This window comes from Thermoanaerobacter sp. X514 (assembly GCF_000019065.1).
In the GTDB taxonomy this organism is placed as follows: domain Bacteria; phylum Bacillota; class Thermoanaerobacteria; order Thermoanaerobacterales; family Thermoanaerobacteraceae; genus Thermoanaerobacter; species Thermoanaerobacter pseudethanolicus.
Genome location: NC_010320.1, coordinates 2,029,867 through 2,055,835, shown reverse-complemented (window position 1 = coordinate 2,055,835; position 25,969 = coordinate 2,029,867). Strand labels below are relative to the sequence as shown.

The 25,969-nt window shown below is 34.5% G+C and carries 26 protein-coding genes, 1 tRNA gene and 1 pseudogene; 25 read left to right on the top strand and 3 right to left on the bottom strand.

Going from position 1 to position 25,969, the window contains the following annotated elements; genetic code table 11:
• Positions 1 to 10 precede the first annotated feature (10 nt).
• The 6 genes from TETH514_RS10270 (at position 11) to TETH514_RS10245 (ending at position 4,718) form a co-directional block, all read left to right on the top strand.
• Positions 11 to 445, top strand: coding sequence for a DUF523 domain-containing protein (locus tag TETH514_RS10270; protein WP_009052573.1), 435 nt, complete (start codon positions 11 to 13; stop codon positions 443 to 445).
• A gap of 44 nt (positions 446 to 489) precedes the next feature.
• Positions 490 to 1,185, top strand: a complete 696-nt coding sequence (gene yunB / locus TETH514_RS10265; protein WP_003867250.1) for a sporulation protein YunB — start codon at positions 490 to 492, stop codon at positions 1,183 to 1,185.
• Positions 1,186 to 1,234: 49 nt separating this feature from the next.
• Positions 1,235 to 1,310, top strand: a tRNA-Ala gene (locus TETH514_RS10260).
• Between the two features lie 135 nt (positions 1,311 to 1,445).
• Entirely contained in the window at positions 1,446 to 2,612 is a 1,167-nt protein-coding gene (locus tag TETH514_RS10255) for a sensor histidine kinase (RefSeq protein ID WP_009052572.1), read from the top strand.
• Complete coding sequence (locus TETH514_RS10250; RefSeq protein WP_012268762.1) at positions 2,590 to 3,216, top strand: response regulator transcription factor; 627 nt, start codon at positions 2,590 to 2,592, stop codon at positions 3,214 to 3,216. The genes TETH514_RS10255 and TETH514_RS10250 overlap by 23 nt, the downstream gene beginning before the upstream one ends.
• Before the next feature lie 98 nt (positions 3,217 to 3,314).
• Positions 3,315 to 4,718 carry an aminopeptidase gene (locus tag TETH514_RS10245; protein ID WP_009052570.1) on the top strand — a complete coding sequence of 468 codons (1,404 nt, stop codon included), beginning with the start codon at positions 3,315 to 3,317 and terminating at the stop codon, positions 4,716 to 4,718.
• A gap of 19 nt (positions 4,719 to 4,737) precedes the next feature.
• Here TETH514_RS10245 and TETH514_RS12415 read toward each other — a convergent pair.
• Positions 4,738 to 4,857, bottom strand: a pseudogene (locus TETH514_RS12415) (CAP domain-containing protein); the annotation flags it as partial.
• A 120-nt stretch (positions 4,858 to 4,977) separates the two neighbouring features.
• Here TETH514_RS12415 and TETH514_RS10240 point away from each other — a divergent pair.
• On the top strand, positions 4,978 to 5,235 hold the full coding sequence (locus tag TETH514_RS10240; protein ID WP_003867254.1) for a DUF3343 domain-containing protein: 258 nt from the start codon (positions 4,978 to 4,980) through the stop codon (positions 5,233 to 5,235).
• Here the strand turns inward: TETH514_RS10240 and TETH514_RS10235 are convergent.
• Positions 5,232 to 6,617: a hypothetical protein gene (locus tag TETH514_RS10235; RefSeq protein WP_009052569.1), complete on the bottom strand. Its 1,386-nt coding sequence runs from the start codon at positions 6,615 to 6,617 to the stop codon at positions 5,232 to 5,234. The two genes, TETH514_RS10240 and TETH514_RS10235, sit on opposite strands and share 4 nt — an antisense overlap.
• 153 nt (positions 6,618 to 6,770) lie before the next feature.
• Here TETH514_RS10235 and lpdA point away from each other — a divergent pair, with 153 nt between their 5' ends.
• From lpdA to TETH514_RS10155, 16 genes are all read left to right on the top strand, one after another.
• Positions 6,771 to 8,123 carry a dihydrolipoyl dehydrogenase gene (gene lpdA, locus TETH514_RS10230; protein WP_009052568.1) on the top strand — a complete coding sequence of 451 codons (1,353 nt, stop codon included), beginning with the start codon at positions 6,771 to 6,773 and terminating at the stop codon, positions 8,121 to 8,123.
• Positions 8,124 to 8,141: 18 nt separating this feature from the next.
• On the top strand, positions 8,142 to 8,828 hold the full coding sequence (gene lipB, locus TETH514_RS10225; protein ID WP_003867258.1) for a lipoyl(octanoyl) transferase LipB: 687 nt from the start codon (positions 8,142 to 8,144) through the stop codon (positions 8,826 to 8,828).
• On the top strand, positions 8,815 to 9,663 hold the full coding sequence (lipA, locus tag TETH514_RS10220) for a lipoyl synthase (protein ID WP_003867259.1): 849 nt from the start codon (positions 8,815 to 8,817) through the stop codon (positions 9,661 to 9,663). Before lipB ends, lipA begins: the two co-directional genes overlap by 14 nt.
• A gap of 58 nt (positions 9,664 to 9,721) precedes the next feature.
• Entirely contained in the window at positions 9,722 to 11,689 is a 1,968-nt protein-coding gene (locus tag TETH514_RS10215) for a sigma-54-dependent Fis family transcriptional regulator (RefSeq protein ID WP_009052567.1), read from the top strand.
• Between the two features lie 144 nt (positions 11,690 to 11,833).
• On the top strand, positions 11,834 to 12,199 hold the full coding sequence (locus tag TETH514_RS10210; RefSeq protein WP_009052566.1) for a Lin0512 family protein: 366 nt from the start codon (positions 11,834 to 11,836) through the stop codon (positions 12,197 to 12,199).
• 17 nt (positions 12,200 to 12,216) lie between these two features.
• Positions 12,217 to 13,203, top strand: coding sequence for a pyruvate dehydrogenase (acetyl-transferring) E1 component subunit alpha (pdhA, locus tag TETH514_RS10205; protein WP_009052565.1), 987 nt, complete (start codon positions 12,217 to 12,219; stop codon positions 13,201 to 13,203).
• Positions 13,200 to 14,171 carry an alpha-ketoacid dehydrogenase subunit beta gene (locus tag TETH514_RS10200; RefSeq protein ID WP_009052564.1) on the top strand — a complete coding sequence of 324 codons (972 nt, stop codon included), beginning with the start codon at positions 13,200 to 13,202 and terminating at the stop codon, positions 14,169 to 14,171. Before pdhA ends, TETH514_RS10200 begins: the two co-directional genes overlap by 4 nt.
• Positions 14,172 to 14,211: 40 nt before the next feature.
• On the top strand, positions 14,212 to 15,210 hold the full coding sequence (locus TETH514_RS10195) for an ATP-NAD kinase family protein (RefSeq protein WP_009052563.1): 999 nt from the start codon (positions 14,212 to 14,214) through the stop codon (positions 15,208 to 15,210).
• Between the two features lie 4 nt (positions 15,211 to 15,214).
• A complete protein-coding gene (locus TETH514_RS10190) occupies positions 15,215 to 16,363 on the top strand; it encodes a dihydrolipoamide acetyltransferase family protein (RefSeq protein ID WP_009052562.1) in 1,149 nt (382 codons plus the stop codon).
• A 185-nt stretch (positions 16,364 to 16,548) separates the two neighbouring features.
• Positions 16,549 to 16,851, top strand: a complete 303-nt coding sequence (locus tag TETH514_RS10185; protein ID WP_019907801.1) for a ferritin family protein — start codon at positions 16,549 to 16,551, stop codon at positions 16,849 to 16,851.
• A 159-nt stretch (positions 16,852 to 17,010) separates the two neighbouring features.
• Complete coding sequence (locus TETH514_RS10180; protein WP_003867268.1) at positions 17,011 to 17,682, top strand: hypothetical protein; 672 nt, start codon at positions 17,011 to 17,013, stop codon at positions 17,680 to 17,682.
• Between the two features lie 448 nt (positions 17,683 to 18,130).
• Positions 18,131 to 19,543, top strand: a complete 1,413-nt coding sequence (gene ltrA / locus TETH514_RS10175; protein WP_009052561.1) for a group II intron reverse transcriptase/maturase — start codon at positions 18,131 to 18,133, stop codon at positions 19,541 to 19,543.
• A gap of 166 nt (positions 19,544 to 19,709) precedes the next feature.
• Positions 19,710 to 19,976 carry a metal-sensitive transcriptional regulator gene (locus TETH514_RS10170; RefSeq protein WP_003867269.1) on the top strand — a complete coding sequence of 89 codons (267 nt, stop codon included), beginning with the start codon at positions 19,710 to 19,712 and terminating at the stop codon, positions 19,974 to 19,976.
• Positions 19,977 to 20,058: 82 nt separating this feature from the next.
• Complete coding sequence (locus tag TETH514_RS10165) at positions 20,059 to 21,210, top strand: cysteine desulfurase family protein (RefSeq protein ID WP_012268760.1); 1,152 nt, start codon at positions 20,059 to 20,061, stop codon at positions 21,208 to 21,210.
• A 3-nt stretch (positions 21,211 to 21,213) separates the two neighbouring features.
• Entirely contained in the window at positions 21,214 to 22,356 is a 1,143-nt protein-coding gene (gene thiI, locus TETH514_RS10160; RefSeq protein ID WP_009052559.1) for a tRNA uracil 4-sulfurtransferase ThiI, read from the top strand.
• A 178-nt stretch (positions 22,357 to 22,534) separates the two neighbouring features.
• Positions 22,535 to 22,831, top strand: coding sequence for a DUF2089 domain-containing protein (locus TETH514_RS10155; RefSeq protein ID WP_009052558.1), 297 nt, complete (start codon positions 22,535 to 22,537; stop codon positions 22,829 to 22,831).
• A 28-nt stretch (positions 22,832 to 22,859) separates the two neighbouring features.
• On the opposite strand, the gene ychF is transcribed toward TETH514_RS10155, so the two are convergent.
• The gene (gene ychF, locus TETH514_RS10150; RefSeq protein ID WP_009052557.1) at positions 22,860 to 23,951 is read right to left on the bottom strand and encodes a redox-regulated ATPase YchF; all 1,092 of its coding nucleotides are present in this window, start codon (positions 23,949 to 23,951) and stop codon (positions 22,860 to 22,862) included.
• A gap of 142 nt (positions 23,952 to 24,093) precedes the next feature.
• Between ychF and TETH514_RS10145 the strand changes: the two genes are divergently transcribed.
• Both TETH514_RS10145 and yfmF read left to right on the top strand, forming a co-directional pair.
• The gene (locus TETH514_RS10145; RefSeq protein WP_009052556.1) at positions 24,094 to 24,600 is read left to right on the top strand and encodes a YhcN/YlaJ family sporulation lipoprotein; all 507 of its coding nucleotides are present in this window, start codon (positions 24,094 to 24,096) and stop codon (positions 24,598 to 24,600) included.
• 103 nt (positions 24,601 to 24,703) lie between these two features.
• Positions 24,704 to 25,969, top strand: coding sequence for an EF-P 5-aminopentanol modification-associated protein YfmF (gene yfmF / locus TETH514_RS10140; RefSeq protein WP_009052555.1), 1,266 nt, complete (start codon positions 24,704 to 24,706; stop codon positions 25,967 to 25,969).

Sequence of the window (25,969 nt, the reverse complement as noted above, 5' to 3'; positions counted from 1 at the left end):
GGATGGTAAAATGTATTTGGTAAGTGCTTGTCTTGCCGGAGTTAACTGTAAATACGATGAAGGAAACAATGAAAAAGAAGAAATAAAAAAATTAGTAGAAGAAGGAAAGGCTATTTTAGTTTGCCCTGAGCAATTAGGTGGACTTCCAACTCCGCGTCTACCTTCTGAGATAAAAGGTGATAAGGTTTTTAACATTGAAGGAGAAGAGGTTACAGAATATTTCTATAGAGGAGCCTATGAGACTTTAAAAATTGCTAAAATGTATAAAATAAAGGAGGCAATTTTTAAGGCTAAAAGCCCCTCTTGCGGCTGTGGAGAAATTTACGATGGCACTTTTTCGGGAAATTTGATAGAGGGAGATGGAATTACCACAAGTATTTTAAAGGGAAACGGGATATCTGTTATGACAGAACATGATTTTTATAAAAAAATAAAAAAGGAGTAACCAAAACACCTCATCTAACATAAAATGTAGGGGAGGTGTTTTGCTTGAAAAGGAAAAAATGGGGACTGAGGCGGGTTAATTCGTTTTACATATATTTGATTTACATAGCTGTTTTATTTGTGATTTTATACTATTTTACAGAATATCGATTAAAACCGGCTATTATAGCAGCAAGTGAAACTTTAGCAAAAGAAACAGCTGTAAATACTATAAATGATGCATTAAATGAAAAAGTATTAAAAGGAATAGAGTATAAAGATTTAATTTATGTAAGAACAGATAACAATGGAAAAGTGTCAATGTTACAGGCAAATACTATTGAAATGAACTTGTTAGCTTCTAAGATTACAAAAGAAGTAAAAGAAAATTTAAATAATTTAGGTCCTCTCTATGCTAAAATTCCTTTAGGTTTAGTTTTTTCTACTGATTTATTCGCTAATACAGGGCCCCGGATAAAAGTAGGGCTTTTGCCAGTTGGAGCGGTAGATGTTGATTTTAGCTCACAGTTTGAACCAGCTGGAATAAATCAAACAAGGCATAGGATATATTTAGATATTCAAACTACGATACGAATAATTGCGCCTTTAGCCTCAGAAAAAATAACTGTTACACTTCACATGCCTATTGCAGAAAGTATAATAGTTGGAGATGTGCCTTCAAGCTATGTGGATGTAAATGGAGATAAATTTACAATTCCTGTGCCTCAATCTCCAAATTCAAATATAGAAATACAAAAATAACTATTGAATTTTTTTGATAATGTGATATAATAAAAAACGTGTGATGAGTGGGGGTGTAGCTCAGTTGGGAGAGCACCTGCCTTGCAAGCAGGGGGTCAGGAGTTCGAATCTCCTCATCTCCACCAATTAAAGATAAAGATTACCCGAGAAGGGTATTTTTTTTTGCTTTCTTATAACTTAGCAATTTTTTCTTTAAAATGCAGGATTTTTTTGTTTTTTGTCGAATTATTAAAAAGATGGTGCTCAAAGAGGTGAATTAAATGAATGCCAATGTAGAAGTCACTTATAAAAAACGATTGGATAATATTGTAGAAAAAACAATAGAAGTAATTGAAAGCAGTAAAGAACAAATTTTTGATATTTTAGAAAAAGCAAAAGAAGAGGCGAGAAGATTAGAAGCGCAATTAGAAGAACTGAAAATCCAAGTTATAAATGTCATAAAAGAAGTAGAGCTGTGTGAAAGGAAAGAAAAAAAGTGCAGGCTAAAACTCGCATTTGTAAGTAAACAATTTGGGCACCTATCTGAACAAGCTATAAGAGAAGCTTATGAAGAGGCAAAAGAGGCTCAAATAGAGTTAGCGTTAAAAAGGCGGGAGGAAAAAGAATTAATAGAAAAAAGAAACGAACTGGAGAGGAAACTTGTAGACAATAAGGCTATTATAGAAAAAGCTGAAAAGCTTGTTTCTCAAATTAATGTAGCTCTCAATTATTTAAATAGGGATTTAAAAAAAATGAATACTCAATTAGAGCAATTGAAAGACAAACGAGCTTTGAGTGTAAAAATTATTGAAGCACAGGAAGAGGAACGAAAAAGAATTGCAAGGGAGATTCACGATGGCCCTGCGCAAGCGATGGCAAACGTGTTATCGAAATCTGAACTTTGTGAAAAATTGATAACCAAAGATATTGAACAGGCGAAAATAGAACTTAAAAATCTAAAAAATATTGTACAACAATCTCTAAAAGAAGTAAGGAAAATAATATATGACTTAAGACCTTCTGCTCTTGATGATTTAGGTCTTATTCCAGCACTATCCAGGTATATAAAAAATTTTTCGGAGGAGACAGGCATATTTGTAGATTTTAGTGTTTTGTCGGATTACAAGAGACTTAGTCCCGAGATTGAAATAACTTGTTTTAGAGTAGTACAAGAGGCTCTTACAAATATAAAAAAACATTCCAAGGCAAAAAATGCCTCTGTTAAATTTGAGTTTGGCATGCGATTTATCAGCATAATTATCAAAGACGATGGCATTGGATTTGATAAAGAAAATATTGGGCAAGGATATGGTCTGATGGGCATGAGGGAAAGAATAGAAATTTTAAACGGTAAATTTGAAATAAGCAGTTTTAAAAATAATGGTACTCAAATTTATATTTCTATACCTGTAAGGGGTGTTGAGGATGATCAGATTGTTGGTGGCTGATGACCATGCTTTGATAAGAAAAGGGTTAGTCCAGCTTATTGAAATGGAAAAAGATATAAAAGTTATCTCTCAGGCTTCGAATGGGGAAGAGGCTTATAAACTTGCAAAGAAATTTATGCCTGATTTAATACTTATGGATGTGAATATGCCTGTGATGAATGGTATAAAGGCAGCAAAAATGTTAAAAGAAGAAAAACATCCAAGTAAAGTGTTGTTTTTAACTATTTACAATGATAGGGAGTATCTTTTGGAAGCGCTTAAATTAGGAGTAGAAGGGTACATATTAAAGGATGCGGAATATGACGATTTAATAAAAGCAATAAAGACTATTTACAATGGAGGAGTTTATATTCATCCTTCTTTAATGGAAGAAATAGATAACATAGATCAGGAAACCTTGAAAAAAGACCTAACACCAAGGGAAATAGAAATTCTCAAACTTATTTCTAAAGGGTATAGCAATAAAGAAATTGCACAAAAACTATTTTTAAGCGAGAAAACTGTCAAGAACCATGTTTACAATATTTTTAAAAAATTAGATGTGAAGGACAGAACTCAAGCTGCTATTTATATGCTTAAAAATGAGACGATTTTACAGAACTAATTATTTTTAAGGTTAAATTTGACTTTTATACAAAAAAAGCGTATCATATTGTTGATATACAGTGTCATTCATACAAAAAACCACGGGGGGTAATTTCATTGGAAGATAAAGATTTAAAGGAAATTGAAAAGCGTTTGGGTTACAAAAACGTAGATGCATGGACAAAAATTTCTGATGAAGAAAAAGAAAAAGTTTATCAGTTTGCAGAAGACTACAAAGACTTTATGGCACAATGTAAGACGGAAAGAGAAACGGCAGAGAAAATTATAGAAATAGCAGAAAAGAATGGCTTTATCAATATTGAAAAAGTTACAAATTTAAAGCCGGGCAGCAAAGTGTATTACAACAACAAAGGGAAATCAGTAGTTTTAGCTGTAATTGGTAAAGAGTCAATGCAAAAGGGGATAAAGGCGGTAGCATCCCATATTGATTCTCCGAGAATTGACCTAAAGCCTAATCCAATGTATGAAGATGGCGGCTTGGCTTTATTTAAAACCCATTACTATGGCGGTGTTAAAAAATACCAGTGGGTGACAACTCCTTTGGCTCTCCATGGAGTAATTGTCAAAGCAAACGGTGAGAAGATAAACATTGTAGTGGGAGAAGATGAAAATGACCCTGTCCTTTATATAACAGATTTATTGCCTCACTTAGGTAAAGACCAGATGGAGAAAAAAGCAGCAGAAGTGGTTACAGGAGAAGCATTAAATGCTGTAATTGGAAGCATTCCTCTTTCTGAGGAAGTCAGCGTGAAACCCAATATTTTGAAATATTTAAATGAAAAATTTGGCATAGTGGAAGAAGACTTTTTAAGTGCTGAGTTAGAATTAGTGCCTGCCTATAAGCCTCGCGATATAGGTTTTGATAGAAGTATGATTGGGGCTTATGGTCAAGATGACAGGGTTTGCGCTTATACTTCTTTAAGAGCTATTCTTGAGCTTGAGGTGCCAGAGAGGACGGCTGTTGCGATATTCGCTGATAAAGAAGAAATTGGAAGTATGGGCAATACTGGTTTTCAATCAAGATTTTTCGAAAATGCTATTGCAGAAATATTAGAAAAATACGAAGGAAATACAGATATCAAATTGAGAAGGGTTTTAGCTAATTCTGAACTGCTATCTGCTGATGTAAATGCTGCATTTGATCCTACTTATCCAGAAGTCAGTGAAAAGCAAAACACTGCTTATTTAGGAAAAGGCGTATGCATTACTAAATACACTGGTTCAAGAGGAAAAGCAGGGTCAAATGATGCAAATGCTGAGTTTGTCGGCAAAGTGAGAAAACTCTTCAATGAAAATGGAGTAGTATGGCAGACAGGTGAGCTGGGCAAAGTTGACATGGGAGGCGGCGGCACAGTTGCCCAATACGTTGCAAATTATGGCATGGAAGTTTTAGACTGTGGCGTTGCACTTTTAAGCATGCATGCGCCTTATGAGTTATCTTCTAAAGTAGATGTGTATATGGCTTATAAGGCCTATAAAGTATTTATGGAAAAAGATTAAATCCGGGATTTACCCGGATTTAATCTTTTATAAACATTTCTACCACTATTATGCCATTGTCCTCTTTATTTTTCACTATTCCTACTCCTACCTTGTTGTAATAAGGGTTTAAAATATTTGCTCTATGTCCTTCTTTATTACCACCTCAAATCATATATTCTACAGACAGCTGTAAATTCCTTCAAGTAATTTATGGTGAGATAGGAACATTGTATCAACTTTTGCTTTATTGGAATATATTGATTTTGAGGTGGTATTAGTGAAATATGGATTGATTGTCTTTTACTCTTATCAGCATGGTTTAATGGCAGAAAAGATATTAAAGAAAAATAATATTCCGGTGGAGTTTGTACCAACTCCCAGAAGTATTACGGAAAGCTGTAGCCATTCTCTCAAGTTTGGATTAGAATCTTTACGAATAGTACAAAACCTTTTGCAAAGGCTCAACATTCCTTATAAGGGGATATACGAAGTAGAGAGAATTCCTGCGGGATATAAAATAGTCAAAATTATTTAATGTTCGTCGCTTTTTATAAATATACTTTTTATTTTTTGAAAAGTGCTGACATTTTGAAGAGATTCAAGCTTGCTGTTTAAAGTTATTATTTGATTTTGCAAATCTTTTATTTGTTTTTTAAGATTTTCATTTTCTCTTATCAAACTATTTACCATTGTATTGTAATTGTCCGCTTTAAGGGCAATTTTTATTTTTTCGTCATTTGTTTGTTTTAATAATTCTTGTAAATCGGCTATATTTTTGTTTTTTATTGTAATTTCAACATTTTTTCTGCTTAGTTCTTCTTCTAATCTTGTTTTTTCCTCCTTGATAGTTTCAAGCTTTTTTATTAGGATATTTAAATACTCCTGAACTTCTTTTATATAGAAAGTGAAATAAGAATCTTTTTCTCCATTTTTGCTGGTTAATGTGTACTGCAAAGAAGGAATTACTTCTCCTTTATCGCTTATAAATGAATAATTGCTTTGAAATCTGTCTATTGGGGTTTTTAACTTAAAAAAGTTGTATTCAGAAAAAGAAGGAGGAATTTTAAAAGGCTTGCACCAACTATTTCCTCCATCAGAGGACATGGTGGCAAAAAAGCTATCGTTTTGAAGGTAAGTGCACCATAAAGTATTTTCTAAAAGGGAGATATAGCAATTTTTAATATTTGTAGAATAAGCCAAAGTCGTGATACTACCCCAACTGCCTTTTGGCCAGCTTCCAGGGGTTTTCTTTCTGTATTTTATTTCTTGAATTATATCTTCTTCTACCCATAAGGTATGTACATTTTTTTGCGGATCTACAGTTATTGTAGGATAGTATATTCCTTCTGCTTCTGAAATTAGAAATTTTGGCGACCAGTTATCTTTTACGTAGTTAAGGTAGTAAAGTTGGCTGTTATTTTTTTCTTTTGTAACGTAAATCAAGTGAATATTTTCCTCTTCATCAATGAATAAGTCATAAAAAGGGGTGAAAGAGATATTTTTTATAATAGCTATATTATTGCCGCTCCAATTTTTGGCCCATTTTTGGTGTATTAAATGGATTTCTCTAGGATTATTAGAATTACTGATTGTGAAAAATATGTGAAGTGTTTTATTTTTTATAAAGAGGCTAAAATTGCTTATATACGTTTTTTTATCTTTATAAGTGTATAAAGCTTTTCCTACCCATCCTTCTTTCTTTTGAATTAAAAAAATTATTTCTCCTTGTGAATTATAGTATATCAGGTTTAGTTTTCCTTCTTCGTCGTAACAAGCGTCAAAATCACTTAAACAGTCTTTTACAATGATTTCTTCTGTTGTTTTTCCATTTTCTATAGTGTTCAATATGATTTTTCTATCTTTAAGATAAAGATACTGTAAAAAATCCTCATCTTTTTTAGTCACAATCTTGTCCATAAATTTCCCTCCCTTTGCTAAAATATATGCATAATGATTATTGAATAGAATTGACATGTTATTGACAATGATGAAAGAAGGATTTTGAGGTTAAGTGTAGAAATAAATAAAAAGATAAATCAAGAATCAATACACTCAAAAAGGAGGAGAAAAATGGATTACGATGTTATAGTTTTAGGCGGAGGGCCTGGTGGCTATACTGCTGCTATTAGACTCAGCGAATTAGGGAAAAAAGTCGCTGTTGTAGAAGAAGATTCATTAGGGGGAACTTGTTTAAATCGAGGTTGTATACCGACGAAAGTCTATTCTCATGCGGCTGAGCTTATAAATGCCATAAAAGATGCTAAAGACTTTGGAATAATGGCCCAGTATGCAGTGGATATTGCAAAACTTCGTCAGAAAAAAGAAAGAGTAGTAAAAAGACTTGTCGGTGGAGTAGGCTATTTAATGAACTTACACCATATAGATGTTATAAAAGGGAGAGGTAGGTTTGTTGATGAAAATACTATAGAAGTTGATAAAAGATACACAGCAGAAAATTTTATAATTGCAACAGGTTCAAAGGTGTTTTTACCTCCTATTGAAGGGATTAACTTAGAAGGTGTTATTACAAGTGATAAAGCGTTAGAACTTGAAAGAATTCCTGAAAAAATTGTCATCATAGGGGCGGGAATTATAGGATTGGAATTTGCAAATATTTATTCTGCTTTAGGAAGTAAAGTTGTCATCATTGAAATGCTTCCTCAACTTTTGCCTATGTTAGATAGAGACATAGCAGATACGATGGAAAAAATTTTGAGGCATAAAAAAATTGAACTACATTTAAACAGTAAAGTAGAAAAGATAGAAGAAGGTTTAAAGGTAGTTTATACCACAGAAGGGAATACTCAGGTAGTGGAATGTGATACTGTTTTAGTCGCTGTAGGAAGAGTTGCCAATGTAAATGGAATTGAAGCTTTAAATCTTGATATGGATAAAAAGGGCATAAAAGTCGACTCCCACATGAGGACAAGCATAAAAAATATATATGCAATTGGAGATGTTACAGGAGGTATACAACTGGCTCACGTGGCTTCTTATCAAGGTATTGTAGCTGCTCACAATATAGCAGGGGAAGAAAAGGAAGCGGATTTAAGTATAGTTCCAAATTGTCTCTATACAAATCCTGAAATAGCGTGGGCAGGTTTGAATGAGGTTCAAGCAAGAGAAAAATTTGGAGATGTAAAAATAGGCACTTTCCCTTATACTGCTTTAGGAAGAGCAATGACTATGGGGCAAAACGATGGATTTGTTAAAATAATTGCGGAGGCAAAATACAATAGAGTAGTGGGGATGGAAATAATAGGGGCTGGTGCTACAGAGATAATTCATGAGGGTGTACTTGCCATAAAAGAAGAGTTCACATTAGAAGAATTAGCAGATGCAATTCATGCTCATCCTACGCTTTCAGAAAGCGTAAAAGAGGCAGCAGAAGACGCATTAGGAATGCCTATAAATAAAGGATAAGTTAAAGGAGAGATTCACTTGAGAAAAGGAGAAGTGTTAAAACTGGGAATTGTACCTTATATGGAAGGAAAAGAGATACAGCTTAAAGCCTTTGAAAGAGTTAAAAAGGGCGAGACGGACGGGATTCTTATATTGCTTCAACATCCACCAGTATATACTATAGGAGTTTCAGGTGGTTTTGACGAAAACATCCTTGTGCCTTTAGCGGAACTTAAGAAAAAAGCGGAGCTTTATAAAGTAGAAAGGGGAGGTAAAATAACTTTTCACGGACCAGGACAAATAGTTGCCTATCCTATATTTAATTTGGCAAAGTGGCAAAAAGATGTTCATCTTTTTGTTTATAAATTAGAAGAGACGATTATAAAACTCCTGGAGGAGTATGGTATAAAAGCGGGAAGGAAGCCTAAATACACCGGAGTATGGGTAGGAGATGAAAAGATATGCGCCATAGGTATCGCTGTTAGGCGCTGGATTACTTGGCATGGAATAGCCTTTAATGTAAATACTGACCTTTCATATTTTGGCTTAATAAATGCCTGCGGCATCACTGAGTTTGGAGTTACTTCTATGCAAAAACTTGGAATAAATGAAGACATAGAAAAAGTAAAAGAAAAAATGGTTGATAAATTTAGCGAAGTATTTGGTATACACTTTAGTGAGATAACTTTAGATAGATTGGCGGTGATTGATAATGCAAAAGCCTGAATGGCTCAAAGTGAGGCTATTAAACGAAGATTTAAACAGGATGGAAGCTTTTTTAAAAAGTATGTCTTTAAACACAGTTTGTCAAAGTGCCAATTGTCCCAACATGGGGGAATGCTTTGCGAGAAAGACAGCCACTTTTATGATTATGGGAAATATATGTACGCGAAACTGTAGGTTTTGTGCGGTAGAAAAAGGACATCCTCAACCTCTTGATGAGGATGAGCCTCGAAGGATTGCTGAGGCTGCTCAAAAGTTAGGATTAAAGCATGTAGTGGTTACTTGTGTTACAAGAGATGATTTACCGGATGGTGGAGCATCACATTTTGCAAAGACAATCTATGAACTTAAAAAATTGCCAGGAGTTACAGTTGAGGTACTTGTATCTGATTTTATGGGTAAAGAAGAGTCTATTGCTCAAGTAGTAGAAGCCAAGCCAGATATAATAAATCACAATATAGAAACAGTACCGAGACTTTATCCCAATGTAAGGCCAAAAGCAGATTATTTAAGGTCTTTAAACCTTTTAAAAAAGTCAAAAGAATTAGACCCTTATATTCTTACCAAGTCAGGAATTATGGTGGGGCTTGGGGAAACAGAAGAAGAGGTTATACAAGTTATGAAAGACTTAAGAAGTGTTGATTGTGACATGATGACTATAGGACAGTATTTGAGACCTTCAGCAAAACATATAGAAGTAGCAGAATATGTTATTCCTCAGCAATTTAAGAGGTATGAAGAGATAGGATATGAATTAGGTTTTAAATACGTAGCTTCTGGTCCCTTAGTCAGAAGTTCTTATTATGCTGATGAAGGATTGAAGTTGACAAAGGCTTAGTTTTTAAGCCTTTGTTTTTGCATGAGGAGAATTTTAAAACGATTTAAGGGGGAGTGTCATGAAAGATTTTATATCTTTTATGGAGAAAGCTTGGTGGAGATACGTTAATGAGGGGGTAATTACTGAAGGTGTTAAAGAAGAGATTAGAGAGTCATGGGAACTTTGTAAATTCTATGGTGTAGACCCTTTTGGAGGCGTTGGGGAAATATTGGATGAAGATAATATGAAAATAAGGTTGAGGCAAAATGAGGATTTAATATCTGTTGCACATCCTATTATGGAAAATATATATAAACAAGTAACTGGTTCGGGCTTTTTGTTTGTTCTTGTAGACAGGGACGGTTATCTTATCGATAGAATTGGCGATGATAGTATAATGGGAGAGACGAGAAAATTAAACTTTGTTGAGGGGGCTTTATGGACAGAAGAAGCGGTAGGGACTAATGCGATTGCTTTGGCTTTAAAACTTGATAAACCTATACAACTGGTGGGAGCCGAACATTATTGTATTACCCATCACATAGCTACATGTTCTGCAGCACCTATTCATGATGAAAACGGTAATATCATAGGATGCCTTGATATGACTGGATTAAAAGAGGATGCACACCCCCACAATTTAGGTATTGTACTTGCTGGAGCTTATTCTATTGAAAAGCAGCTTGCGCTTATCAAGTCTCATAAACTTATAGACGCTACTTTTGATTCTATTCACGAAGGCATGCTTATAATGGACCATAATTTTGTTATTCAAAGGGTTAACGAAATAGCATTAAAGATATTAAATATTTCAAAGAAGGAAATTATAGGCATGCATATACAGTCCATACTTGAAGATGTGGATATAATTGAAGATATACTAAGTCAGACAGAACCCTATTACGATGTTGAATGTATTTTTTATGGTCGAAACAAAAAAATACCATGTCGTATAAATGCTGTTCCTATAGTAGCTAACAGAAAAATTATAGGTACGGTTGTAACTTTTAGAGAAGAGAAATATGTTCATAATGTTGTTAATAAATTAGCAGGATTTAAAGCGAGTTATACATTTGAAGATATAATCACAAATGATGAAAATATGAAAAAAATCATAGAAACTGCTAAAAAAGCTGCGAAGAGTGATTGCAATATCCTTATAGAAGGTGAAAGTGGGACAGGTAAAGAACTTTTTGCGCAGGCGATACATAACTATAGTAAACGTTCAAAAGGGCCATTTATTGCAGTAAACTGTGCTTCTATACCCAGAGAATTAGTAGAAAGTGAACTTTTTGGTTACGAAAGAGGAGCGTTTACTGGGGCAAATAAAGAAGGTAAACCTGGTAAATTTGAACTAGCGGACAATGGAACGATATTTTTAGATGAAATTGGAGAGTTGCCCTATGAGGTGCAATCTAAACTTTTAAGAGTGCTGGATAACCATAAAATTGTAAGGGTGGGTGGCACTGAGGAAAAGAAATTGAATGTAAGGGTTATTGCGGCAACCAACAGAAATTTAAGTGAAGAAGTGAATAAAAAGAATTTTAGAAATGATTTATATTATAGGATAAATGTCATAAAAATAAACATCCCTCCTTTAAGAGAGAGAAAAGGAGACATTGAACTTCTTGCTAAAGTGTTTGTAGAACGACTTAATAGATATAATGCTTTAAGCGTTTCAGATTATAAGGTTTTAAGCGAATCGTTTATAGAACGATTGATGAATTACAACTGGCCAGGAAATGTTCGAGAGTTACAAAATGTTATTGACAGGGCATATTACCTTACGGAAGGCAAAGTAATTATCGAAGAGTATTTCCCTGAAAATATAAGTGAAAATAGTAATGCACAACAGGAAAATAATACTACAATCTTTCCAATTGAAGTTATTGAAGAAAAAAACATAAGAGAAGCACTAAAAATAGCCAAGGGTAATATATTGAAGGCAGCTGAAATGTTAAATTTGAGTAGAGCTACTATTTATAGAAAGATAAAAAAATACAATATAAGTGTAAAGGAATTGCTGTCTCAAATTGAGACTAAATAAAAGGAATCTCAAAATGAGACAAATGATTTTGTATAAATATGAGATTGATAATTTATTAACCCTTAATTTAAGGGGTTTTTTATTTTGGCATGAAATTTGAATATTAATTTTAATAGCATTGTTTTTGATAAAAAATTTTAAGAAATGGAGGCGGTACTTATTAAAAGGTTTATAGTCGAGTTTGGATATGGAGTAGATTTACACGGTCAAGATGTCAATAAAGCTGCTCAAAAGGCAGTAAAAGATGCGATATCTCATAGTTGTCTATGTGGACTTACGGAAATATTGGGTGTTGACTTAAATGAGATAGTTGTAGAGGCTACAGTGGCAGTATCAAGGCCAGAAGAAATTGAAGAAGAAGGAATAAAGGCTGTGCTTCCCATTGGGGAAAAATATGTAAAAGCAATAAAAGGGGGGATGAGGGTAGCAGGAATAAAAGAGCCGGAATTTGGAGACAAAGATGACACCATTGAAGTTGCAGTGGCTTGCATAACGGTAAGTATAAAATGAGGAGGAGATGAATAGTTATGGAAATTTCAAGAGATATTCTTCTTGATATGTACACTAGAATGGTTAAAATCAGGAAGTTTGAAGAAAAAGTCGCGGAACTATTTGCTCAGGGGAAGGTTTTAGGTTTTGTACATTTATACATTGGTGAAGAGGCTACAGCTGTCGGTGTATGCGAAAATTTAGAGGATAAAGACTATATTACCAGTACTCACAGAGGTCATGGTCATTTAATAGCAAAAGGTGGCGATCTAAAATATATGATGGCCGAATTATATGGCAAAGAAACGGGATACTGTAAAGGGAAAGGCGGATCTATGCATATAGCGGATGCCACTAAAGGAATTTTAGGAGCTAATGGTATTGTAGGTGGAGGTTTTCCTATTGCAGCGGGTGCAGCTCTTTCCGCTAAAATGAGAGGAACTGATCAGGTGGCAGTATGTTTCTTTGGTGATGGCGCCTCCAACCAGAGTACTTTTCACGAGGCGTTGAATATAGCCTCTATATGGAAGTTACCAGTAGTGTTTGTCTGTGAAAACAACCTTTATGGTATATCTATGAGGCAGGATAAGCACCAAGCTATCAAAGATGTAGCTGACAGAGCTATTGGTTATGGTATTCCTGGGGTTACGGTGGATGGAAACGATGTATTGGCAGTATATGAAGTAGCAAAAGAAGCTATAAACAGGGCTAGAAGTGGCGCCGGTCCGACTTTAGTTGAATGTAAAACGTATAGATATAGAGGGCATTTTGAAGGGGATCCTACTATTTATAGGTCTAAAGAAGAAGTGGAAGAATGGTTGGCAAAAGATCCAATACTTCGATTAAGTAAACATATACTCGACAATGATGTGGCAACTGAGAAAGAATTAAAAGATATAGAGGCAAGGATAGTTGAAGAGGTAGAAGAAGCGGTAAGGTTTGCTGAAGAAAGCCCATATCCAAAAGAAGAGGCAGCGGTAGAGGATGTTTATACAGATATAGTAGAGGAGGTAAGGGTAAGATGAGGAATATGACGTATGCAGAGGCTTTAAGAGAAGCTATTTTAAATGAGATGAGAAGAGACCCGGCAGTGTTTTTATTAGGAGAAGATATTGGGAGATTTGGAGGGACTTTTGGCGTAACTCGCGGCTTGATAGATGAATTTGGAGAGGACAGAGTAAGAGATACTCCTATTTCAGAAACAGCAATTACAGGTGTTTCGATAGGAGCTGCAGCTACTGGCATGCGACCTGTTGCTGAGCTTATGTTTATGGATTTTGTAACAGTGGCAATGGACCAGCTTGTCAATCAGGCTGCAAAAATGAGGTATATGTTTGGCGGGAAAATCACAATACCTATGGTTTTAAGAATGCCAGCAGGTGCAGGAATACAAGCAGCAGCTCAGCATTCACAAAGCCTTGAAGCGTGGTTTACTCATGTGCCGGGATTAAAGGTGGTTTATCCTTCTACTCCTAAAGATGCTTTAGGTCTAATGATATCTGCAATACGTGATGACAACCCGGTGGTTTTTGTGGAACATAAAGTTTTGTACAGTATGAAAGGGGATGTTCCTGATATTAATGAACCCATACCTCTTGGAGTAGCAGATATCAAAAGAGAAGGCAGCGACGTTACCGTAGTTGCAACAGGTCTCATGGTCCATAAAGCGTTAAAAGCAGCAGAAATATTGTCAAAAGAGGGTATAGAAGTGGAAGTAATAGACCCGAGGACTTTGTTCCCTCTTGACAAAGAAAAAATTTTTAATTCCCTAAAAAAGACTCACAAGATAGTAATAGTTACAGAAGAAGTTAAGAGGGGTAGCTGGGGCGGTGAGTTAGCAGCATTGATAGCTGAAGAAATGTTTGATTATCTAGATGCACAGATAGTACGCATTGGAGCTTTAAATACACCAATTCCATTTACGACGGTTCTTGAGAATGCTGTAATCCCTAATGAAGAAGATATAATAAAGGCGGTAAAATCAATAGCATAGGACGTAAAGCATTTTGTTTGATAAATATAAGGAGGCAGACATGAAAACCATAGGGATAATTGCAAATCCGTCATCGGGGAAAGATATAAGGCGATTGGTTGCACATGCGACGGTAATTGATAATTATGAAAAGGTAAACATAGTAGAAAGAATTATATTGGCTGCTCAAAAATTTGGTACTGAGAAAATATATATAATGCCTGACACTTATGAAATTGGATATAAAGCCAAAAATAACTTAATTTATTTAAAACAATTGGGAATAGATGTGGAGATACTTGATATGACTATAACTGGTAGTTTTGCAGATACAATGGTAGCTACGAAAATAATGGAACAATTTGGTGTGGGATGCATTGTTTCATTAGGGGGGGATGGAACCAACAGAGTTATTGCAAAAGTGATTAACGAGACACCACTTTTGCCAATTTCGACAGGTACCAATAATGTATATCCTATGATGTTGGAAGGAACTATAGCTGGCATTGTAGCTTCTGTAGTATCTTCTGGTAAATTTGACAAAGAGATATTGTGTAAAAGAGATAAAAGATTAGAAATATACAAAAACGGTAAGTTAATAGACATTGCTTTGATAGATGCTGTAATATCTAAAGAGAACTTTACAGGTACTAAGGCGATTTGGGATATATCGACAATAACTGATATTTTTGTTACAAGGGCTCACCCTAATAACATCGGCTTTTCTTCTGTAGCTGGTTATAAAACAACATTGTTAGAAGATGAGGATGGAGGTATATATGTAAAAATAGGGAAAAGCCCGGAGTCGGTCATGGCGCCTATAGCTCCGGGCGTCGTTGAAAAAGTAGGGATAATTGATTGTAAAAGATTGAACATGGACATAGATTATTCTTATGAGGTGATGGAAAAAGGTACTATCGCATTGGATGGAGAAAGAGAAGTGATAATAAAAGAAGGTGATAGATTAATTTTTAGAATATCGCGGAGTGGACCTTATCGAGTTAATGTAACAAAAACGCTTGAAATTGCACAACAAATAGGATTTTTTGTAAAGAGGTGATTTTATGCCGGTAAATGTAGTGATGCCTAAATTGGGACTTACAATGAAAGAAGGCAGAGTAGATAGATGGCTTAAAAAAGTTGGTGATATTGTAAAAAAAGGAGAAGAGATTGTCGAGGTTTCTACAGATAAGATTACCAATGTTGTAGAATCTCCAGCGGATGGAATTTTGGCGAAGATCTTAGTAAATGAAGGAGAAATTGTACCAGTAGCTACTCCTATTGGAATAATTACAGCTGAAGGGGAAAAGTTAGAAGAAGTAGAAAAAAGTGAGGAAAAGTTTATAAAAGCTACTCCAGTAGCAAAAAGGTTGGCGAAGGAGAATAACATAGACCTTTCTTTAATAACTGGAACAGGACCAGGTGGAAGGATTACTGAAGAAGACGTAAAAAAGTTTATTTCTGAGCAAAAAGTAAAAACAGAAGAAGAGGGACCAAAAAAAGAAGTAGCAGTAATAGAAGGACAAGCATTGGAAAAAGTTGAAAGAATGCCAATGGACAATATTCGCAAAACCATAAGTCAAAGGATGAAAAAAAGCTGGTCAGAAATTCCTCATGTTACAGAAGATATTAAAGTGGATGTCACAGAACTGGTTAACTTAAGAGAAAATTTAAATCATATTAGCGATAATAAATTTACTTATACCGATTTAATTGCAAAAGCATGTGTAATAGCTATAAAGAAAAATCCTGTAGTTAACTGGTCTATAGAAGGAGAATATATAATTAAAAATAGCAGTATAAATCTCGGAATTGCAGTGGCTTTAGATAATGGTTTAATAGTTCCTGTAGTGAAAGAGGCGGACAAAAAGAGTCTATTAGAATTGTCAAAAAATATAAAAGAATTAAGCGAAAGAGCGAGAAATAATAAGCTTACTCCAGACGAAATAATCGGAAGTACATTTACTATCACTAACCTTGGAATGTATGAAATAGATAGTTTCACGCCTATTATAAATCCGCCCGAAAGTGCTATATTGGGTGTCAACAAAATATATAAAGAACCAGTAGTTCTTGATAACAATATTGTTATAAGGCATATCATGAAACTTAGCCTTTCTTTTGACCATCGATTAATAGACGGGGCTACTGCTGCTAAATTTCTCCTTGACTTAAAGAAAACATTAGAGAATCCAGTATCTTTACTTATTTAAATTAAAATTTTAAATAAAACAAGCTGATGTTGAAAATAAGTTATATTTTCACCATTGGCTTGTTTTATTTAATGCCGAGATAGCCTAACAAATACTTTGAGTTGATTCGACTTTTTGAAATTTTTTGATATTATATGAATTTATGATATAATAAAATCAATACATAAGGAGAGGGGATGTTAATTATGCCTGAGTTTGGAACTCCTTTTTCAGGACTCACTGAAAAAAGAAAAGTGACCCATGAAGAGTTGGTACGGGCTATACGCTTTATGGTGGCGGCAGAGTATGAGGCAATTCAACTTTATACTCAGTTGGCAGAAGCTACTGATAATGAATTAGCAAAAGCAGTTTTAATGGACATAGCAGATGAGGAAAAAGTGCATGCGGGAGAGTTTTTGAGGCTTTTGAAAGAATTAGCTCCTGATGAGGAGAAATTTTACGAAGAAGGGGCAAAAGAAGTAGAAGAAATGATTGAAAAGATTAAATAAAAGAAGGAGTTTGTGCTTATAGATAGTTGCAATAAGTACCTCAATCGAGGTACTTATTTTTTTGATTTTTTGTAACTATCTAATATATTAAAACGTATATTGTAGATAGATAAGATAATTTAAGTTAATAAAAGCTTAAACTGTGAAGGGGGAAATAATATGGCTTTTTCTAAAAAGATGATAGGACAGCAAGAAATAGTGCCAGGCCCTGTAGAGCCAGGGCAACTTCCAGAACCTACAGAGATAGCTTGCATTGAAGTGACTAAAGTGTATGATGCTTGTTCGCAAAGAATATGTTTAGATAATATACCACCTATTACTTTTGTACCTTCTGTATTGAATTTAACTCCCAGCTTTGGAGAAATAACAAATATTACTGTATCACTTGTTACACCTCCTGGTTTTGTTATAACTCCACTTCCGGATAGGCCAGGATTTGCGAGGGTAGAAGCAACTTTTCAAGTGACTTATGATATTGTGATTAACTATCCAGATGGAACTACACAAACATTGCCAGGAAATATTACTACTTTCAACAAAGATATTGTACTTTACGTACCAGACCCAAATGTAGCAATAATGAAATACGAGGCGTTAGCAGAGGGCTTGTACGGAAAGGTTAATCTAGGAGTTACTACCACTGTAGAAGTGATAATTGGGGTATGGATTGTGATAAAATCCGCAGTAGATGTGCAATTATTAGTTCCGTCTTACGGTTTCTGCCCTACTCCAGCAGCTTGCGAGGAGTTCGTAACAGATGTGTGTGAAATTTTCAATCAGAAGCCTTTCCCATCTTTTGATCCGCCTCAAATGCATCAAAATCCTTATTAAAAGCCAGCTACTTAGCTGGCTTTTTTATGTGCGCCCGGCATGGGCGATAGCTAGGCGGTGAAAGTCCGCTGTGGGCTTGGTAGTGGGAACCACTAGCCAAGAGCAAGGGTGTCCATCGTGAGGTGGAATCTGAAGGAAGCTTAAGGCAAAATCTCGGTCTGATGAACAAGAACCAGATAAGAGGCTGAATTGGGATGGATGAGTTTGCGTAACAAAACGAAGTCCAACACTACCCGAATCCCATATAGTAAATCTGGCAGATATATGAGATGAAAGTTATCGTTCTTACCCGGGGAGGTCTCAAGGATAAGTCATGGGAGTAAAATCTGAAGTGACAACCCATGCAGTGATGTATGGCTGAACCTTGAGAAGTCAGCAGAGGTCATAGTACTTATCTAGACATGAATAGATAAGGAAGGACCGAACGTTAGGAGGTTTTGGAAATCTTATGGACTCGAAAGATATGCAGAGACTGCAGACAACTCAACAAAGAGGCTATCCGTTGAATAGAGAAATGGAATTTCAAAAGACAACGGAAGTGCATAGTATATCATCGGCGTCAAAAGATAGAAGAAACGATGTACAAAGATATACCAGCAAGATGCTTGAAATGATAGTAGAACGAGGAAACATGAGAGCAGCATACAAGCGCGTTGTTGCAAATAAAGGAAGCCATGGAGTCGATGGGATGGAAGTAGATGAACTTCTACCGTATCTCAAAGAAAACTGGGCAACCATAAAACAACAACTGCTGGAGGGGAAATACAAACCACAACCAGTGCGAAGAGTAGAAATTTCCAAACCAGATGGAGGAGTAAGACTACTAGGAATACCTACAGCACTAGATAGGCTAATACAACAAGCAATAGCCCAAATACTAAATAGAGTCTACAACCATACATTTTCTGATAGCAGTTATGGATTTAGACCAGGACGCAGTGCAAAAGACGCAATAAAAGCCGCAGAAGCATATATAAATGAAGGATATACATGGGTTGTAGATATGGACTTAGAAAAGTTCTTTGACAGAGTAAACCACGACATAATAATGTCCAAACTAGAAAAGCGGATAGGAGACAAAAGGGTACTAAAGTTAATACGAAGATACCTAGAATCAGGAGTAATGATAAACGGAATCAAAGTATCAACAGAAGAAGGGACACCCCAAGGAGGGCCATTAAGTCCCCTATTAGCAAACATAATGTTGGACGAACTAGACAAAGAACTTGAGAAACGAGGGCATAAATTCTGCCGATATGCAGATGACTGCAACATATATGTAAAAAGCAGGTCTGCAGGAAACAGAGTAATGAAGAGCATAAAGAAATTCATAGAAAGCAAATTAAAACTAAAAGTCAACGAAGCAAAAAGTGCTGTAGATAGACCATGGAGAAGAAAATTTCTTGGATTTTCATTCTACACAAAAGAAAACGAAGTAAGAATAAGAATCCATGAAAAATCCATCAAAAGGTTTAAGGAAAAAGTAAGAGAAATAACCAATCGGAACAAGGGAATAAGCATGGAAAACAGAATAAAAAGACTAAATCAAATAACAACAGGATGGGTCAACTATTTTGGATTAGCAGACGCAAAAAGCATAATGAAAACCCTTGACGAATGGATAAGGCGAAGACTAAGGGCATGTATATGGAAACAATGGAAGAAGATAAAAACGAAGCATGATAACCTAGTAAAACTAGGAGTAGAAGATCAAAAAGCCTGGGAATACACCAATACAAGGAAAGGCTACTGGAGAATATCCAATAGCCCAATCCTAAATAAGACTCTTACAAATAATTACTTTGAAAGCATAGGTTATAAGAGTTTATCCCAAAGATATCTAATTGTACATAAATCCTAATGAACCGCCGTATACCGAACGGTACGTACGGTGGTGTGAGAGGACGCTGAATAAAATAATTATTCAGCTCCTACTCGATATAGTGATTGACTCTTTATTATTTTTGTGGCAAAGTTATAATAGAATACGAGCAAAAGAAATCTATCTATTGAAAGGTGTGTTGTAAGTGAGTGATAGTTTGAGAAATGATATTTTGCTGAGATTAAAAACAATAAAAGGGCATATTGCCGGTATAGAAAAAATGGTAGAAGAATCAAAAGGATGTGAGGATATCTTGTTGCAAATAGCAGCTGTTAAAGCCTCATTAGAAAAAGTAGGTATGTCAATCATTCAAGAACATGCAAAAGAATGCATATTAGCAAATGAGGATGGAAAGGCTACCTATGAAGAGGTAGAAAGAATTATTAATTTAATGATTAAATTTGCAAAATAATTTAAATTATAAAAGTTTAATAATTATTCACAATATCCAGGAATTTGCTATTATTAAAAATCTAATTAAAGGGATGATGGCCATGGAAGTATATCTCGACAATAGCGCTACTACAAGAGTTAGGAAAGAAGTAATTAAAAAAATGGCTGAAGTTTTAGATAAAGAATACGGCAATCCCTCTTCTTTACATATGAAAGGCTATCAAGCTGAAAAGTTAATGAAAGAAGCGAGAGAAAATGTAGCTAACTTAATCAACAGTGAGCCCGAAGGAATAGTTTTTACTTCTGGAGGGACAGAATCAAACAATCTTGCTTTAATAGGGGTTGCAGAAAGTTTAAAAAAGAAAGGAAATCATATAATATCTTCAAAAATTGAACATCCTTCTGTGCTCAATGTTTTAAAGTATCTTGAGGAAAATGGCTTTGAAGTAACTTATCTAGATGTGGATAAAACAGGAAAAGTAGATGTAGAGGATTTAAAGAGGGCGATAACTAATAAAACTATACTTATATCAATTATGGCTGTAAATAATGAGTTAGGAACAATAGAGCCAATAGAGGAAATAGCTGATATTGCAGAGAATAAAGACATAGTTTTTCACGTTGATGCTATACAAGCAGTAGGAAAAATAAATATAGATGTAAAAAAGCATAAAATAAAGATGGTGTCTTTAAGCAGTCATAAAATACACGGTCCTAAAGGAGTAGGAGCCTTATATATTGATAAATCAGTAAAGATTAGGCCAATAATTTTTGGAGGGGGACAAGAAAAAAATTTAAGGTCTGGGACAGAAAATATGCCAGGAATTGTGGGATTTGGTGTGGCTAGCAAATTAGCCAAAGAAAATTTCCACGGTAATGTAAGCAAATTAATGACCTTAAAGAAGCGACTTTATCAAGGCATAGTTTCTGAAATAAAAGATGTTCATTTAAACGGGCCAAATGTTGAAGAGGGAGCGCCACATATACTCAATATTTCTTTTGCCGGTGTGAGGGGAGAGGTGCTTTTACACGCTCTTGAAGAAAAGGGCATATATGTTTCTACGGGATCGGCTTGTTCTTCCAAAAAGAAAGGACAAAGTCATGTTTTAAAAGCGATAGGTCTTAAAGAGGACCTTATTGAAAGCGCTATAAGATTTTCCATTGGAATTTTTAATACAGAAGAAGAAATTGACTATACTATATCAGTGTTAAAAGAAAAAGTGAATTTTTTAAGAAAGTATAAACGGAGGTAAAATATGCAAGACATATTATTGATTAAATATGGAGAATTAGCTTTAAAAGGAGATAATAGGTCTTTTTTTGAAAATAAATTGATAAAAAATATAAAACATGCTCTTTCTGACTTTAAGGAAGTTAAAGTTGAAAAAACTCATGGCAGAATTTATGTAGAATGTGATGGAGATATTGAAGAGGTAATAGAAAGATTAAAAAAAGTCTTTGGTATTGTAGGAATAACAAAAGCTAAAAAAACCGATTTAAACTTGGATGAAATATTTAAAGCTGCAGTAGAACTTATGAAAGGACACGAAGGAAAGACTTTTAAAGTAGAGACTAAGAGGCCAAATAAGTCTTTTCCTTATAACAGCATGGAGGTCAGCCGCAGAGTAGGAGCAGCAGTATTGAAAAATGTCAAAAACTTAAAAGTAGATGTTCATAATCCTGATGTGCTTTTAAATGTAGAGATAAGAGAAATGGCTTTTGTATACGCGGGAGTGATTGAGGGAATAGGAGGACTTCCTCTTGGGACAAACGGTAAAGCGACTGTACTTTTGTCAGGAGGAATTGACAGTCCTGTAGCTGCTTGGATGATGATGAAAAGAGGCGTAGAAGTAGAAGCAGTTTATTTTCACAGCCCTCCTTATACTTCTGAAAGGGCTAAAGACAAAGTTGTAGATTTGTGCAAAGTCCTTTCTCAATATGGACAAAGGATAAAATTACACGTAGTTCACTTTACTGATTTGCAATTAGAAATTTATGAGAAATGTCCACCTAAATTTACTACTATAATTATGAGAAGAATGATGATGAAGATAGCAGAAAAAATTGCTCAAAAAAATGGTTCTATGGCTCTAATCACAGGGGAAAGTTTAGGACAAGTTGCAAGCCAAACGATTGAAAGTTTATATGTAACCAATGCTTCTGTCTCTATGCCAATATTTAGACCTCTTATTGGGATGGATAAGACAGAGATTATAGATTTAGCTCAAAAGATTAGTACGTTTGAGATCTCTATAAGACCCTATGAAGATTGTTGCACTATCTTTGTGCCAAAACATCCTGCTACAAAGCCAAAATTAGAAAAAGTAATAGAAGCAGAACAAAAAATGGAGTATCAAAAATACATTGATAATTTTGAAGAAGAGGTTATAGAAGTTTAAGCCAAGCAGCTTTGCTTGGTTTATTTTTATCCTTTTAAAAAATTAATTTTTTTAAACTAAAACTTAAAATAATTTAAAATTTATATTGACATTTTTAAAATAAGGGTTATAATAAAAACAAGACGACGAATGAGAGCAGGTTTTTTATAATAAACTTGCCTTTTAAGAGGTGATATTAATGAATGAAGTAATAGGTAGATGTCCAGTTTGCAGTGAAAAAATGGTGGTAACAAGGCTGGAATGTCCTCAATGTGGAACAGCAATTGAAGGCAAATTTGAACTTTGTAAATTTTGCTATTTGTCAAAAGAGCAAAGAGATTTTTTGGAACTTATCATACGGACGAGGGGAAATATAAGGGAAATGGAAAAAGTATTAGGTTTATCTTATCCTACCATCAGAAATAAATTGGATAATTTAATTGCTGCTTTAGGATATAAAGTTGAGGAGACACCAAAGATAGACAAAAAAGAGTAATGTATAAAAATCGCCTAAAAGGCGATTTTTATACATTAAATCTAAATACTACTATATCTCCATCCTGCATCACATAATCTTTTCCTTCCAGTCTCATAAGTCCCATTTCTCTTGCTGTTGCCTGTGAACCGGCTTTTACTAAATCTTCATAAGAGATTACTTCTGCCCTTATAAATCCTTTTTCAAAATCTGAATGAATTTTCCCTGCTGCTTGAGGTGCTTTTGTGCCTTTTTTTATTGTCCAAGCGTGGACTTCTTTTGGTCCAGCAGTGAAAAAGGTTATAAGTCCAAGGAGAGAGTAACCATGTCTTATTATGTTGTTAAGGCCGGGTTCGGCAAGGCCGTATTCTCTCAAAAGTTCATTTCTTTCTTCATCACTTAAAGAAGCTAATTCTTCTTCAATTTTTGCACTTATAACCAAAACTTGAGAATTTTCTTTTTCAGCATATTCTTTTAGTTGCTTTACATATTGATTTTCTTCTCCTGAAATTAAATCTTCTTCTGATATATTTGCTACATACATGACGGGTTTAGAGGTAAGCAACATAAGTTGACATACAAAACTTTTTTCTTCTTCGGTAAATTGAAGAGCCCTTACAGGTTTCCCTTCATTCAATCCTTTTTTTATTTTTTCAAGTATTTCCAATTCAAAGGCTGCTTTTTTGTCATTTCGCGCAAGTTTTGATGTTTTTTGAAGCCGCCTTTCGACAACTTCCATATCAGCAAGTATAAGCTCTAAAGTTATTATTTCAACATCTCTTATAGGATCAATACTTCCTTCCACATGGACAATATTGCTATCTTCAAAACATCTTACCACGTTTAATATAGCGTCAACTTCCCTAATATGAGAAAGAAATTTATTTCCTAAACCCTCTCCTTTACTTGCTCCTTTTACAAGGCCTGCTATGTCAACAAATTTTATAGTTGCGGGTATAACTTTTTGCGGATTTTCAATCTTTGCCAAAAAATCCAGCCTTTTATCTGGTACAGCTACAATTCCCACATTTGGTTCAATAGTACAAAAAGGATAGTTTGCACATTCTGCCCCTGCTTTTGTAATGGCGTTAAACAAAGTGCTTTTGCCGACATTAGGTAGTCCAACAATTCCTATTTCCATTTCATCTTCCCTCCAATAGTTTTACATATGCATTATATATTACTCACAAAATTTTTTCAAATGTTTTTCGTAAAAATTCCATAATTTAGTATAATACTTTTTAATAAAAGTGAAAAAATATATTTTGAGGAGGTGCATAGCTTTGAAAAAAATAAAAAGTATAATTACAATAATGCTTATTGGGATAATGATAATGGTTTCAATGGCAGGATGTAAAACTGCGACTAGAAAGCCTACTCCTGCTCGTTATACACCGGCACCTACAAGGACTACTCCTGCGCCTTCTAAGACTCCAACTGCTGTAAAAAAACCGACTACAGAAAGTGCAAGAGCAAGTAGAATAGCTTCAAATGTTGCTAAAATTCCAGAGGTAAATAAGGCTACAGTGGTAGTATATGGAAGCACTGCTCTTGTAGGAGTGGATTTGAAAGCAAGAGTACAGGGAACTCTTGAAACAGATGTAAAAAAGAAAATAGAAAAGACTGTAAAAGATACTGATAAGTCTATAACAAGGGTCTATGTAACTGCAGATCCAGATTTGTACAAAAGAATAGAAAATATTGCTAAGGGTATTTCTGCAGGAAGACCAGTTTCTGAATTTGCAAAACAAATTTCAGAAATTATAAAACGCATTACACCTGGTATGTAACAGAAACCTGGGGTTTTTCCCCGGGTTTATGTATTATTGACTTTGTGTTACAATTATCATATAATCAAAAAATAATTGGATTATTTTAGAAGGAGTTGATGACATGGAATTAATTAGGAAACAATTAAACAACGGAATAAATTTATACATAGATACTACAGACAAATTTAAAACAGTGACAATTAATCTTTATATCCACAATCAATTAGGAGAAGAGGCTACAAAATACGCTTTGCTGCCTGCTGTTTTAAAAAGGGGTACTTTTAGTATTAAAACTTACAAAGAAATGGTGAAGTTTTTGGAAAACTTGTATGGCACTACTATGGCTGTTTCTGTGTATAAAAAAGGAGAAAGGCACCTTCAACAATATAGATTGGAATTACCTCAAGAAGAGTACATACAAGAGAATATTTTAGAAGAGGGAGTAAAATTTTTAAAAGAGTTAGTTTTCAACCCTCTTACAGAAGGAAATGCTTTTAATAAAGATTATGTACTTCAAGAAAAAGAGATTCACAAAAATTTAATAGATTCAAGAATAAACGATAAAACCAAATATGCAGTAGACCGTTGTTATGAAGAGATGTGTAAAGGTGAACCTTTTGCTATTTTTGAATTGGGTAGAAGTGAGGATTTAAACTCCATTGATGAAGTCAACCTTTACCAGTATTATCAAAATTGTATTAATACTTTGCCAATGGATATATATGTTGTAGGAAATGTGGACCCTAGATATGTAGAAGAGGTTTTTACAAAATATTTTTCTTTTCAAAGAGGACAGATACTAAATATTCCTTCCCCCAATATATATAAAGAGGTAAAGGAAGTAAAGTATGTGACAGAAAATTTAGAAGTAACACAGGGGAAGCTTACTCTTGGCTTTAGAACTAATGTACCGGCTAACAGTGAGGAATATTTTCCTCTTTTGGTATACAGTGGTGTGTTAGGAGGAGGACCTTTTTCTAAACTTTTTATGAATGTGAGGGAAAAGGCAAGCCTTGCTTATTATGCTTATTCAAGGCTAGAGAGATTTAGAGGTTTAATGGTGGTGAGTTGCGGCATAGAGATAGAAAATTACAACAAAGCTCTTGACATAATACTTAAACAGTTAAAAGAAATTGAAGAAGGTAATATCTCAGATTATGAATTAGATTCCACAATAAAAGCCTTAAAGACCTCTTTGAATGCAATGAAAGACAATGCTACTTCTAAATCTGACTACTATTTGTCACAAAAAATTGCAGGAGTAGATTTAAATATAGAAGAATTTATTAAAAAAGTAGAAAAGGTGACAAAAGAGGACGTAGTGGAAGTTGCTAAAAAGGTTAAATTAGATACGGTGTATTTTATGACCGGCAAAAAGGAGGAATAA